11 protein-coding genes and 2 pseudogenes are annotated in these 12,676 nt (G+C 61.9%); 4 read left to right on the forward strand and 9 right to left on the reverse strand.

Going from position 1 to position 12,676, the window contains the following annotated elements; translation table 11 throughout:
• Nucleotides 1-212: 212 nt before the first annotated feature.
• From ABIC50_RS24800 to ABIC50_RS24820, 5 genes and pseudogenes are all read right to left on the reverse strand, one after another.
• A complete protein-coding gene (locus ABIC50_RS24800) occupies nt 213-2,444 on the reverse strand; it encodes a hypothetical protein (RefSeq protein ID WP_354167465.1) in 2,232 nt (743 codons plus the stop codon).
• Complete coding sequence (locus ABIC50_RS24805; protein ID WP_354167468.1) at nt 2,437-3,234, reverse strand: DUF3304 domain-containing protein; 798 nt, start codon at nt 3,232-3,234, stop codon at nt 2,437-2,439. The genes ABIC50_RS24800 and ABIC50_RS24805 overlap by 8 nt, the downstream gene beginning before the upstream one ends.
• An 89-nt stretch (nt 3,235-3,323) precedes the next feature.
• The gene (locus ABIC50_RS24810; protein WP_354167471.1) at nt 3,324-4,340 is read right to left on the reverse strand and encodes a hypothetical protein; all 1,017 of its coding nucleotides are present in this window, start codon (nt 4,338-4,340) and stop codon (nt 3,324-3,326) included.
• 193 nt (nt 4,341-4,533) lie between these two features.
• Nucleotides 4,534-4,665, reverse strand: a pseudogene (locus tag ABIC50_RS24815) (type VI secretion system contractile sheath domain-containing protein); the annotation flags it as partial.
• A pseudogene (locus ABIC50_RS24820) lies at nt 4,663-4,746 on the reverse strand (type VI secretion system contractile sheath small subunit); the annotation flags it as partial. The pseudogenes ABIC50_RS24820 and ABIC50_RS24815, both read right to left, overlap by 3 nt.
• 758 nt (nt 4,747-5,504) lie before the next feature.
• On the opposite strand from ABIC50_RS24820, the gene ABIC50_RS24825 reads away from it, so the two are divergent.
• Both ABIC50_RS24825 and ABIC50_RS34015 read left to right on the forward strand, forming a co-directional pair.
• Entirely contained in the window at nt 5,505-5,702 is a 198-nt protein-coding gene (locus tag ABIC50_RS24825) for a hypothetical protein (RefSeq protein WP_502913502.1), read from the forward strand.
• Nucleotides 5,642-5,998: a hypothetical protein gene (locus tag ABIC50_RS34015; protein ID WP_502913504.1), complete on the forward strand. Its 357-nt coding sequence runs from the start codon at nt 5,642-5,644 to the stop codon at nt 5,996-5,998. The genes ABIC50_RS24825 and ABIC50_RS34015 overlap by 61 nt, the downstream gene beginning before the upstream one ends.
• A 158-nt stretch (nt 5,999-6,156) precedes the next feature.
• Here the strand turns inward: ABIC50_RS34015 and ABIC50_RS24830 are convergent, their stop codons facing one another.
• From ABIC50_RS24830 to ABIC50_RS24840, 3 genes are all read right to left on the reverse strand, one after another.
• Entirely contained in the window at nt 6,157-7,491 is a 1,335-nt protein-coding gene (locus tag ABIC50_RS24830) for a chloride channel protein (protein ID WP_354167473.1), read from the reverse strand.
• A gap of 178 nt (nt 7,492-7,669) precedes the next feature.
• Nucleotides 7,670-8,911, reverse strand: a complete 1,242-nt coding sequence (gene codA / locus ABIC50_RS24835; protein ID WP_354167476.1) for a cytosine deaminase — start codon at nt 8,909-8,911, stop codon at nt 7,670-7,672.
• A 72-nt stretch (nt 8,912-8,983) separates the two neighbouring features.
• Entirely contained in the window at nt 8,984-9,448 is a 465-nt protein-coding gene (locus tag ABIC50_RS24840; RefSeq protein ID WP_229082180.1) for a VOC family protein, read from the reverse strand.
• 307 nt (nt 9,449-9,755) lie between these two features.
• Here ABIC50_RS24840 and ABIC50_RS24845 point away from each other — a divergent pair, with 307 nt between their 5' ends.
• The gene (locus ABIC50_RS24845; RefSeq protein ID WP_175699100.1) at nt 9,756-10,898 is read left to right on the forward strand and encodes a porin; all 1,143 of its coding nucleotides are present in this window, start codon (nt 9,756-9,758) and stop codon (nt 10,896-10,898) included.
• 227 nt (nt 10,899-11,125) lie between these two features.
• Entirely contained in the window at nt 11,126-11,428 is a 303-nt protein-coding gene (locus ABIC50_RS24850; protein ID WP_354167479.1) for a DUF4148 domain-containing protein, read from the forward strand.
• Nucleotides 11,429-11,573: 145 nt separating this feature from the next.
• Here ABIC50_RS24850 and ABIC50_RS24855 read toward each other — a convergent pair whose 3' ends face one another.
• Nucleotides 11,574-12,521: a LysR family transcriptional regulator gene (locus ABIC50_RS24855; RefSeq protein ID WP_011658752.1), complete on the reverse strand. Its 948-nt coding sequence runs from the start codon at nt 12,519-12,521 to the stop codon at nt 11,574-11,576.
• Between the last annotated feature and the right edge of the window lie 155 nt (nt 12,522-12,676).

Below are 12,676 nucleotides of genomic sequence, written 5' to 3' on the forward strand. Positions count from 1 at the left end.
GAGTGCATCGAGACGACGCCCCTCATAGACGCTGAAGACGCGCGAGACAAAAAACCGGCGATGCCAGCCGGATAGACAGTGATGCAGGTCCAGAACCACGGCGTGTGCGTTGACTCGCCCGCTGGCCAGAGCATGAGAACCGCAAAGATACTAATAAACAACAGCACGAAAAACATCACCTTCAGACGAATCGGGACGTAGTTGAGATGCGCTCAAAGACGACCCGGTATCCGGGGGGCCGGCGTCATGGCATCGGTAACCTGCCTGACGCGCTCCGCAGCCTTTTCGGCGCGTTCGCCCTTCTTTTCCTCCTTGACGTAGTTGCTCACACCGAAGGTATCGGTCGCTCGTGTTTGGAAGTAGAGGCTCGATGACAGCAAATGATCGTGCCAGCTTGTCAGCATCGTGTCATGCACCAGCAGATCGAATAGCGCCATGACCTTGGGGGGAAGCGGATTGGTACCGCTCAGGCCCATTTTCCATGCCTGCCCGAGCGCTTCTTGATCTGGGGACATCATCATCCCTTGAATCACGTCCATGCTGAACTGGGGGTCCGCATCCCATGGAAGATCGCGATTTTGAGCCATGTCCTGCATTTTGTTGGCGGAACGTCGCAAATTAGCCTGCTGGGACTCGCGATTCATCATGTCCTGAGATTCCCGCTGGATGCGCTCCCACACCCCCTCAGAGGGGCGGCGCTTCTCGATGCCTGCGTCGCGGCCGGAAACCATCTCCGGCATGATGGAGTTCTGCCAGCGAGCGTAGGCTTTGCCAAGCGTCACGTTATCCACCGGCGGACTCTGATTTCTGAGCGCGATGTAATCGGCCTCGGCATCTTGGTTTTCCTTCAGCAGTGCGCGATGCCGTGCATCGAGCGACTCGAAGTGGCTCGTCACGGATGAGCGGAACGCGGGAGACTGATATCGCACCACCATCCAGCGCAGGAACACCTGCATGTGTTCGAGGAAGTTCAGTCGGGCGACGTAGGGCACAATCTCGCGGTACGCATCGATCAGCTCCCAGATTTTGTAGGTCGTTTTACCGTCGGAGATCGGATGGGCGAGCGTGAACCTTTCATACGTTTTCGGCTTGTTAGTTTTCAAATCCTCCATTGTGTCTAGTATTGCCCCATGCGAGATCGCCTCGAGCAACATGTCGCGCAATACCACGCGCTGCAATTCGGCGCGGGCGCCAAGTGTACCGGCCGGCGCTCCACCCGTAATATCTTCGCTGGTGCCTGGATAGAGGTATTGAACGCCACGCGTTTTCTCGAGGCTGTCGAGTCGCTGATAGAAACGTAGCTCGTGAGCGGCGGCGAAATGCACGCATCGCACGACCGACTCGGGTACGGCAAGCTTTTGGTCACCGTAGTTCTGCTTGATCATGTTGAGAACGGGCACCATGCCCAGCAGCTTGTTCTCTTCCATCAGCGACGACACGGCGTCGAGCAACCCAAGGAACTTGATCTCGATCGGTACCGCCGTGTGGTTGGGATCCTTCGGATCCACGTACGCGAGCTTTGCTTCGCTCGGGTGCTTGTACTTTTCCGTCAGCTCGTTCGCCAATGCCCGTGCGAGCACGCCCCCTCGATCAGCACCGAAAATGGATACCTGGATCCGCTGGATCTTCGGCATCTTCAACTTCGTGTCTTCGATGGCTTTTTCAAACTGCTTCTTCGCGGCCGCGAGTCGATCCTCGACGCCGGTCCCGAACAGGCGCGCCACGGCACGATTATCGCGGCACCACGGAATCGAGTCGAGCGCCATGCTGGTGAACACTTCTTTCGCGACGTCCCACCCAACCGTCATCGGGTTCTTTCCCGCTTCGAAGAGCATCGCCCGCGCGGCCGCACGTCCTCGTCGCACCCAGCGATCGTCGCGCTCCAGCGTCAACACTCGCCCAATATTTTTCGATGCGGATGTTTCCAAATCGCTGAAGGATTGGATGATCGGTCGATAGGAAAAGTCTTCGAGCCCCTTCTTGAAAGCGTCAGTGATGGTGCCCTTTGCTTTATCCACCACACGGTCGACACCAATCACCCTTTTACCGACCGCGGTTGCCTTTTTTTCAGCAGTCTTGACGATTTCCTTGCCAGCCTTAAGCAGTGCTGATGTGACAGCCCCTTTTCTGGCCTCTTCATTCAGGTCGGTGCCGAGGCCAGAGTAGTAGAGGCGATACCAGAACTGATTTGGCGTATTCTTGCGCCGCACATCAACATTATCTCGATGCGCTTCCCACAAACGACAGATATTCGAATATCGCGAGGTGGCAGGATCGTCAAGATCACGATGGCGCCCAAATCCGTCGAAGAAGAAGCCGATGTGAATTACTGCGCCGCACGGAATACAGTCGTTGCTTGGATAGGCTTTCCGGTTTTCGCCCATCGCAGCCACCACGTGAAGAGGCGTCTTGTCGGCGGGGTCGAGTTGAGTCGTGTTAGCCATGCTCGGCTCCTGTCCGCACGTGGTCAAAATGGTCGCTCTTGATTTCCTGAACTACGGTGTCGGGTAGCTTCTGCATCGCCGCGCCGAACGCACCGGGCTTCCCCTTCGTTTCCTCGAGAATCCGTTGCACGGCCGGATGCTCATCGAACTTCGCGTTGACAAGCAGCGTGTAGTACACGTACTGCTCTAGGTCCGTCGAGTCCGTCAACCGGTATTTCAGCCAGCCTTGAGACGCGACGAGTGCAGTTCTCCGAAGGGATGCCGCCCAGTCGAGACCGTCGGGATTGGCTGCCCTCCCATATTTGGTTTGGAACCAGTGGTCGACGTCCGTATAATCGATCCTCGTTCCGCTCATATCATGGCGGAATTCAAACTCGACATGATCGTCGGGGTAAAAATGCACGGCGAGTACTACATCCCCGGCGCCACCAGATGTTTTTGTCTTTGGAAAATGTACCTGCGTTGTCTTGTGGATTGTCACGATCGGCTTATGTGCATCTATTGCCTTGATGGCTTCGTCCGCGTCATACACTTCCCAATCGACGGTGAAGTCCGTTCCTTTCAACTTGTAGCAGCAACTCAGACTACCAGCGCCAGCACTCGGCGGGAGATCGCCGCCCCCGCTTGCGGTGTTGCCGTATTTATCCCGAATAGTGAACCTGTCGAGATTAAAGTACGTGTAATTATTTCCGCCTATGCTCAGGCCACTGTAAGTCGGCTGCGAAGAGAAGGCATCGCAGCCAGCCAGGGCTAGCGTCGCGAAAATTAGCAAAATAAGCCGTTTGATCATGTGCAAGCAACTCCGATTTCATGAAAATCAGCCAAATCGTATCTACAAAAATTCAGGATAACGGCATCACGTCGCATCTACGAATCTTCTTACCAGTACATCTTTATTAATTCCCTTGCAAGCAATCTCTGATCCGATTGCGAAAGAGTTGGGAAGTGGCCATACAAATTTCGAACGGCACCACATAAAGTTTCGTCATCGATTGACGGCGGCAACTCCTCTCCTTTCGAGAGGTGCTTAAGAAGAAAATAGGTGGCGACATGATCGGTAAATGACAGTTTATCCACAAGGCGCCCGTAGGCATCGAATGCCGATCTGAAATCTACGTCGGGCTCTTTGGCATTAGCGAAAATCGAAACTCGAAGTGCTTGAAATGTTTCATCGAGAAAAGCTTGCCGATCCGATGTGCTCAATTTCTGAAAGGCTCTATCAAATATCGCTACCGTGTCGGTTGATGCGATAGTCGTTTTAAGAAGTGAGGCACAGTCATTCGCGCTCGATTCACCCAGAATATTGGAAATCAGTCGAATGTGATTAAATAGAACAACGTCCGATAACGCAGGGCAGCCGGTTTTCGCCCCTCTGAGCGCAATGACGGCAATGCTGTTGGGCGTCTTCCCCTCCGTAATGGCCTCAAATACGCGATCTTTCTTGATATCCTTAGGTGGATCAGCCAATTCCTCTGAAAAAGAACGAGGTTCTATCGATGATCCACTTGCCGTCACCGAACGTAACGATTGCGGACCGCAGCCAGCTATAGATACTGCTGCGGACAGTACCAGAACAATTAGGCGTCTCATTTTTAAGTTCGATCCAATGAATCGTGAGGGTTGACCCGGTTCGATCCGTGACTCCGCTTGCAGAACATCGGGATCGATTTGACTCGGTGCCTCACGGTAAGTCATCTCACCTTGCACGCCACGGGTTAGCCGCTCCTTGATGACCGGATGTTCGTCAAACCAGGGTGAAACTACGAGCCCCTTGGAAACATAGCTCAAGAGATCGTCATCGTCGGCAATGCGGTACCGTGCGGCACGTCCAAGCTGTTCCGACACACGATGAAACAATGTCGTGTCCGAAATGCTGTCGAGGATCGTGCCGTACATTTCTCGCAACTGCATCGCAAGCTTATCGGCCGCACCCAACCGGAGCAGTTTATTGTGTTGCTCAACCGACAGAAGCTGTTCGCCAATGATCGCAAGATCTGCGGTAGCAGCATCGTTGCGGCAGATAATCTCGTTAAGGTCTCCATGCCGATGTCAAATAGTTGCCGATATCCTGGATCGCGGCGACGCCCTACATCGACTGCTTGCCGAAGAACGCCGGCCCGACCCAGCTGATGAACGGCATGTGCGCGGCGGCAACCACCTTCGAGATGTTGCACGGCAGTGCAACGTCCATCGGCAAATTCGCGAACGCGAAGTCGCTGACCTTCTTCTGCGCCCCACCCGTATGCGGGTCGAGCGTGATCGACGCCCTCGATCTCGGAATTTCTCGCTGGAAACTGTCCATAGTAATCCTTATCTAATCAGATTCAATATCCCCGCAGCCCCCCCGTTGCGATGTGATGACCTCCTTCGTGCGCATGCGTAGCCGCTCGCGCCTGCTGCGACTCACAAAGGAATACTGACGTCACTCCATGGCGTGACGTCCATTCGCGCAACGTTATTGCCACGACGTATTAAACAGGTTTACCCGCTCGCCGTCAAAGCCAAACAACGTCGCGAGAATACGACGCAACGCGGAATATTATCGACTCACGTCATTTTCAGATTCATCTCATTGCGAATTGTTATAGAGATGGTGTATAGGAAATCGAAAATACGAATCACTCATCCAGCAAGGTTCACATGACTTTATCATTGTTGATAATTGTAAATATTTATCATGAGATGGCGGGACGAGCGCCTCAAAAAACCATCACCCATCCTTGATGTTGCCGGCATATACGTTCAATTTTTTAACTTGGCGACAATCTCTGACGTTTCGCATGACGAACTGCTCGTCTGCTTTTACATTTTACGAACCCGTCCATTAGAATTCGCTCTCTCATAATCAACGACGAGCCGTCCACCAAGCCTACGCGGATCGACAAGCCGCTCTGGCATGGGGGCTTGATCCTCACGCAGCAGCACTTCCAGCAGCAGGACCGACGGGCGGGGGGCGCGATGCAGCAGTTCGCGACTGTTGCATCGCGCAACCGCGGAGCACGCTCGGCGTCGAGGTCGACGCTCGCGAAGGTTGCGGACCGCCTGCGCCGACGGCACGACGTGGAGCTGTCCTGCGACGAGTCGTTGATCGGCGCGATGGCCGAGCTTTGGGGCGCGCGCGAGTCTGGCGCGCGCAACGTCGACGCGTTCCTCAACCCGCGTATCCTGCCCACCGTCTCGCGTAGCTGCGGGCGCGCATGGCCACCGGCGCCACGCCCGCGAAGACCGTGCTGTCGAGCTCGGCGGAAGGCAACCTGACGATCGATTTCGTCGACCGCGATGAGACGGTGGCCGGCGACATGGCGCTCGCGTCGGTCATCGTGGTAGCGGTCGCTGCTCAGTACGGCTACGACTCGGCTCATTATCGCGGCTTTGACGCTGAGTGGATGCGGCATTTCTGGCTGTGGCCGCTCAGCGATGAACGGCATGGCTTTCAGCGGCCGTCATGCCGGCGCACGGTTGTAGTTCTACTGCTCATCATGACGTGCGACAGCGTGACACTGAATGCAAATGCAAGCAGACGGAATGAAAAAGGCGTCAGCCGAATTTCGTGATGACTAGAACGCCTCTACACGGAAACGCACCATCGTGATCCGGCGGCGATACGCACGAGAACAGGCGAAGAAACGGGAAGGTAAGCGACGTCGGGCAGCCCCGGGGAGCCGCCCGTGCGGATGACTTCGGTGGACGGATGACGGCGCGGCTCCGCGAGTCAGCGCGCCGCCATCTCCGGCGTGCCGACCGTCGCGATCGCATTCGCGCGCCGCTCGGCCAGCTGCTGCGCGAAGCGATACGCCACGAGCGACCCGGCCACGGCCAGCAGCATCGGCACGAGACTGTCGTGATTCACGCGCGTGAATTCGAGCAGCAGCACGACGGCCGTGATCGGCATCTGCATCGACGCGGCAAGAAACGCGGTCGCGCCGATCAGCGCGCACCCGCCGATCGATGCGCCGGGCCATACGAGGCCCCACAGCCCGCCGAGCACCACGCCCAGCAGCGCACCGTTCGCGAGGCCCGGCGTCAGCAGCCCGCCCTCCGCGCCCGCACGCAGGCTGCCCGCCTCGATCAGCACCTTCAGCACGAGCAGCGTCGCCGCGACGCCGATCGTCAGCGTGCCGTCGAAACCCAGCGAAGCCGGCCCCTTGCCATTGCCGAGCAGTTGCGGAAACCGCATCGCGAGCACACCGATCACCGCGAAGTTGACCAGCGCGAGCACGGGCAGCAGCCGGCCCTTCGGCGCATCCGCCCGCGCACGGGTCGTGAGCCGCACGAAGCCGTATGCGGCGAAACCGAACAGCGGCCCGCAGACGATCGACCACGCGACCAGCGGCGTGCTCAGCACGAACGCCGGCACCGTGTACTGATGTTCGTTGCCGAGGCCGATCCACGCGACGGCCGCCGCGGTCGCCGACGTGACGACGGCCACCACCAGCGCGCGCAATTCGAACGTGCCGAGCAGCACTTCGAGCACGAACACGGCGCCGCCGAGCGGCACGTTGTAGACGGCCGCGAGACCGGCGCCCGCGCCGCACGCGACCATCAGCCGGCAGTCGGCGGACGTGAGCCCCGCACGGTGCGCGAGCTGCCCGGCCAGCAGCGAGCCGATCTCGCGCGGGGCGACTTCGCGACCGAGCGGCGAACCGAGCGCGACGGTGACGATCTGCAGCAGCGCGTGAACCGTCGTGCTGACGAACGGCATCCGCGGATCGGCCGCACGCACCGCGCGGCGGATGCTGACGAGCGGCCGGCCGTACCGGTAGAGCGCCCACCAGCCGCCGCCCGCGACGAGTCCGCAGACCACGAGCACCACGAGCCGGCGCAATGGGTCGGCCAGCGTCACGCCCGTGAGGAAGCTCTGAGTCCCGACCATGTGCGACAGGCTGTAGCCGTACGCGACATGCTGGATCGCGTGCAGCAGCAGCGCGAGCAGCATCCCGCCGAGGCCCGCCCCGATGCCGGTCAGGACGGTGACGACAGCCATCCGCGTGAACGGGCTGGCGGACGGCGAAGAAGACGCGGGAGCGGACGTGAGATCGAGGCGCATGAGGTCGGCGAACGAGGATCGACAAGGCGGCGCGCACCATGCACGCCGCCGTCAGGTCCGAATCGTAGGCGTGGGTCGATCATGAGACAAACGTATTTTTCTGATCAACTCATGTATTTGACGAATGAACGAGCGAAGGCGCCGCGCGGCGGCGCGCGCCGCCTCCCACGCGACCGCGTCACTCCGGATACGTGACGCGCTCCGGTTCCCGCCGCATGATCACCTTCCCGTGGCGAACCGACAGCGTGGCCTTCGCCTGCCTGCGCACCGCTTCGTAGTCGCTGTCCGCGTCGAGCACGACCAGGTTCGCCGGCCGCCCGACCGCGATCCCGTAACCGTTACCGAGATGCAGCGTCGTCGCGCTGTGATCGGTCACAAAGTCGAGGCAGCGCTGCAGGTCCTCGTAGCCCATCATGTGGCAGATATGGAGTCCGGCGTCGAGCACGCGCAGGATATTGCCGTTGCCGAGCGGATACCACGGGTCCTTGATCGAATCCTGCCCGAAGCACACGTTCAGGCCCGCACGATCGAGCTCTGCGACGCGCGTGACGCCGCGCCGCTTCGGAAACGTGTCGAAACGCCCCTGCAGGTGGATGCTCTCGGTCGGGCACGACACGAAGTTCAGCCCGGCACGCTTGAGCAGCCGGAACAGCTTCGAGCAGTACGCGTTGTCGTACGAGCCCATCGCGGTGGTGTGGCTCGCCGTCACGCGCGCGCCCATCCCGCGCACGCGCGCTTCTTCCGCGAGCACTTCCAGAAAGCGCGAATGCGGATCATCGGTCTCGTCGCAGTGCACGTCGACGAGGCAGCCGGTGCGCTCGGCCAGTTCCATCAGGAAGCGGATCGAGCTGACGCCCTGCTCGCGCGTGTTCTCGAAATGCGGAATCCCGCCGACGACGTCCGCGCCGAGATCGATCGCCTGCTCCATCAGCGCGCGGCCGCCGTCGAACGACTCGATGCCTTCCTGCGGAAACGCGACGATCTGCAGGTCGATCAGCCCGCGCGCCTCGTCCTTCACTTCGAGCATCGCCTTCAGCGCGGCGAGCGTCGGATCGGTGACGTCGACGTGGGTGCGCACGTGCTGGATCCCGTGATCGCGCAGCATGCCGATCGCCGCATGCGCGCGCGTCTTGGTGTCCTCGTGCGTGATCGTCGCCTTGCGCTCGGACCAGCGCTCGATCCCCTCGAACAGCGTGCCGCTCATGTTCCAGGCCGGCTCGCCGGCCGTGAGCACCGCATCGAGATGGATATGCGGCTCGACCAGCGGCGGGATCGCGACACGTCCGCCGGCGTCGATGTCGTCGGCGCCGGCAGGCGCGACCGGCGCGGTTTGCGCGTCGATCCGCGCGATCCTGTCGCCGTCGATGCCGATCGTGAAGAGCCCGTCGCGACCGCGCAGGCGTGCATTGAAGAGATTCATGTGGGTCCTGGCGTCATGCGGCGTCAGCGCGCCGCGTGGTGGGGAAATCCGGCTCGTTCAGCGGTCCGGCATTCAGCCGAAATCCTCGATCTTCAGGCCGGTGGCCGCGCTCATCTCGTCGTTCGTCACGTCGCGCACGTGCTTGCCGAACGTCCATACGTGCCGGCCGGGGTCGCGCGCGCGATACATGCGGTCGCCGTAGAACTGGTCGGCCGGCGTCTGCAGGATCTCCGCGCCTGCCGCGCGTGCGCGTTCGCAGTGCGCGTCGATGTCCGCGTCGTCGGGCAGATGCACGTGGACGTGCTGGGTATTGCGGTCGCCGGTGTCTTCCGGCGACGCGATGAAGTCGGCCCACGTGCCGCCGATCATCACGAGACCGTCACCGAATTTCATTTCGGCATGGGCGATGTCGCCTTCCGGCGTGGTGACGACGAGCGAGCGCTCAAAACCGAATGCATGTTCGAGCCATGCGAGCGCGGCTTTCGGGTCGCGGTAGCAAAGCGCGGCACTGAAGGACGGACGGTGATGCGTAGTCATCGATGTCTCCTTGTCCCGGCATGGGATGGCTCATTCTCCACGTGCGCGAGGCGGCGAGCAACTCCCGCGCCGGCGACGCGCGTGTTGTCAATGCGCGACACGGCAGGCGCGGCAATCGCACATCACGCAGCGCGCCTTCCGCGAAAACGCCCGGCTCGCCGCGGCCGCTCCGGTTTGTGAACGCCGTATGACGCACTCTTGCGCGGCTCGCAACGGTGCGCTCGCGCGCCAGCCGCCGGAATCGAACGGACGCGCCCCTACACTTGCGCCGAACTTTGATCACCGTCCCACACGCAGGAGCATTTAGATGAACAAAACCCTGATTGCCGCCGCCTCCGCCACCGCACTCTTCGCCCCGCTCGCGCACGCGCAGAGCTCGGTCACGCTGTACGGCCTGATCGACGCCGGCATCGCGTACACCAACAACGTGAACGGCGGATCCCAGTGGCGAATGACCACCGGCACCATCAACGGCAGCCGGTTCGGGCTGCGCGGCACCGAGGACCTCGGCGGCGGCCTGAAGGCGCTGTTCGTGCTGGAGAACGGCTTCAACGCGAACAACGGCGCGCTTGGCCAGGACGGCAAGCTGTTCGGCCGCCATGCATACGTCGGCCTGAGCCGCGGCGGCTTCGGCACGCTGACGCTCGGCCGCCAGTACGACACGATGGTCGACTTCGTCGCGCCGCTGTCCGCGACGGCCGGCGACTTCGGCGATACGGGCTTCGCGCATCCGTTCGACAACGACAACCTGAACCACTCGGTGCGCATCAACAACGCGGTCAAGTACACGAGCGACACGATCGCGGGCTTCAAGGTCGGCGCGCTGTACGGCTTCTCGAACTCGACGAACTTCGCCGGCAACCGGGCGTACAGCGTCGCGGCGAGCTACACGAACGGCCCGCTGAAGCTGGCCGGCGCGTACCTGCAGATGAACGGCACAAAGGGTTCGACGAGCGCGAGCCCCGGCGCGACCGACGTGGCCGAAGCGAAGAGCGTGAGCCAGGGCGGCTGGTCGGTGGGCGCGGACCGCATGCGCACGTACGGCGGCGGTGTCAGCTACGGGTTCGGCCCGGCGACGGTCGGCTTCGTCTATACGCGTTCGCAGTACGACAACTCGGGCTCGTTCGGCTCCACCGGCCAGGTCGCGTTCAACAACTACGACGTGAACGTGCGCTATGCGGTGACGCCGGCCGTCAGCCTCGGCGCGGCCTACGTGTACACGGACGCCAGCGTGTCGAACCCCGACAGCAAGCACGGCACCGATCCGAAGTGGCACCAGGTCGACCTGCAAGCGGTGTACAAGCTGTCGCGCCGCACCGACCTGTACGCGGAAGCGATGTACCAGCACGCATCGGGCCGCGGCTACCAGGCGTTCATCAACACGTCGGGCGGCGCATCGAGCACCGCGAACCAGATCGTCGGCACGATCGGCATGCGCACGCGCTTCTGACCGCCGTCGGCATCACGAGATAACGCGTCGCCCGCCGGCCATGCCCGTGTCGTCGCGCACGGGTCGGGCCGACACGGGCGACGTGCGCCAATGTTGTGCCATCTGGAAAGCAGCCTGCCTGGAATCGGGGTTTTTACGGCCCCGTGCGCTGCATAGACTGGCGTCGATGGTTCGCATCGCACACCGATCGCCGAACCGGCCTCACACCCCGTCTACAGGAGAACATCGTGAAATCGCTCGTCGTTACCGCCGCCGCTGCCGTCCTGCTTGCCGCACCGGTCCTGTCGTTCGCGCAGTCCGCCAAGTCGCCCGTCACGCGCGCGCAGGTGCTGCAGGAACTCTATGACCTCGAATCGGTGGGCTACAACCCGGCGCTCGGCGACGTCGGCAACTATCCGGACGACATCATGGCCGCGCAGGAGCGCCTGGCGGCAAAACGGCTCGCCGAGCACAAGGCCGCGCAAAGCGGATACGGCCCGGCCGGTGCGGGCGCAACCGAATCGGGCGTGGCAGCGAAGCCCGCGCTGTGAATGCATACGGTAACGCCGCGCCCGCATGACGCTTAGCGTGCGGGCGCGGCGGCTATCGCGCGAACCGGCCCGTGATGACGCGGCCGGACAAACAGCGCGCCGTCCGGCACGCTGCCATTCTGTTTCTTTCCGTATTCGCCCGCCGTCACGCGGCCTGCGGTTCGCGGTCGATCGCGTTCAGCATCTCGACGTCGCGCGCGATCATCCCCGGCACCTGCGCCCGCAGCATCTCGACCCAGGTGCGCACCTTCGCGTCGACGAAGCGGCGCGACGGATACAGCGCATACACGTTCATCTTCTGCAGGATGTGATCGGGCAGCACGCGCACGAGCGTGCCGTCGCGCAGCGCGTCGATCGCCGAATACAGCGGCAGCATGCCGATCCCGATGCCGTCGCGGATCGCGAGCGCGAGCGACTCGGCCGTATTGGTCTGCACCGGCCCGGCGACATGGATCTGCTCGACGCCCTCGGCGCCTTCGAGCACCCATTCGTGAGTCGGGAAGGCCGGCGTGCAGAGCGTCAGGCACGCGTGCGCGCCGAGATCCTGCGGGCGTGCGGGCGCGCCGTGGCGCTTCACGTACTCGGGCGACGCGCACAGGATGCTGAAGGTCGAGCCCAGCAGGTGCGACACGAGTTCCGAATCGGGCAGCGACGACGCGGTCACGACCGCCATGTCGCTCGTGCCGTCGAACAGGTCGGGCATGCGCTGCGACAGCGACAGCTCGATCGACACGTCCGGATACTGCGTGTGATAGCGCGTCAGCGCGGGCATCACGTAGTGATGGCCGACGCTCGCGAAGCTATGCATGCGCAGCACGCCGGCCGGCCGCTCGTGCGCGCAGCTTGCCTCTTCCTCGGCGCGATCGACGTCGGCGAGGATCTGCCGGCAGCGCCGCAGATAGCTTTCGCCGGCCGACGTCAGCGCGAGACGGCGCGTCGAGCGATTCATCAGACGGGTGCGCAGGCGCGCCTCGAGCTCCGACACCGCGCGCGACATCGCGCCCGTCGTCGAATTCAGCGATTGCGCGGCCGCGGTGAAACTGCCCGTCTCGACGACGCGCGTAAACACCCGCATGTTTTGTAGGGTATCCATTCGTGTGAGCCACCTGTAGCGGAGCCGCCATTTTCCTCCAGTGGAGGCGACAGATTGTTACGCGGCCTGCAACTATCGTTTCCCCGTAGCTGCGTTAATGCCCGCGCGCCGCGCTCCTACAATCGGCGCCTCATCAGTCGAACGGACCCGTCCGG

The organism is Burkholderia sp. 567, assembly GCF_040545115.1.
GTDB lineage: Bacteria > Pseudomonadota > Gammaproteobacteria > Burkholderiales > Burkholderiaceae > Burkholderia > Burkholderia ambifaria.

Coding starts and splice junctions, on each gene's coding strand:
- ABIC50_RS24855 (WP_011658752.1), bottom strand. CDS start 12,521: ATGGATACCCTACAAAACATGCGGGTGTTTACGCGCGTCGTCGAGACG.
- codA (WP_354167476.1), bottom strand. CDS start 8,911: ATGAATCTCTTCAATGCACGCCTGCGCGGTCGCGACGGGCTCTTCACG.
- ABIC50_RS24810 (WP_354167471.1), bottom strand. CDS start 4,340: ATGTACGGCACGATCCTCGACAGCATTTCGGACACGACATTGTTTCAT.
- ABIC50_RS34015 (WP_502913504.1), top strand. CDS start 5,642: ATGGCCACCGGCGCCACGCCCGCGAAGACCGTGCTGTCGAGCTCGGCG.
- ABIC50_RS24830 (WP_354167473.1), bottom strand. CDS start 7,491: ATGCGCCTCGATCTCACGTCCGCTCCCGCGTCTTCTTCGCCGTCCGCC.
- ABIC50_RS24805 (WP_354167468.1), bottom strand. CDS start 3,234: ATGATCAAACGGCTTATTTTGCTAATTTTCGCGACGCTAGCCCTGGCT.
- ABIC50_RS24800 (WP_354167465.1), bottom strand. CDS start 2,444: ATGGCTAACACGACTCAACTCGACCCCGCCGACAAGACGCCTCTTCAC.
- ABIC50_RS24845 (WP_175699100.1), top strand. CDS start 9,756: ATGAACAAAACCCTGATTGCCGCCGCCTCCGCCACCGCACTCTTCGCC.
- ABIC50_RS24840 (WP_229082180.1), bottom strand. CDS start 9,448: ATGACTACGCATCACCGTCCGTCCTTCAGTGCCGCGCTTTGCTACCGC.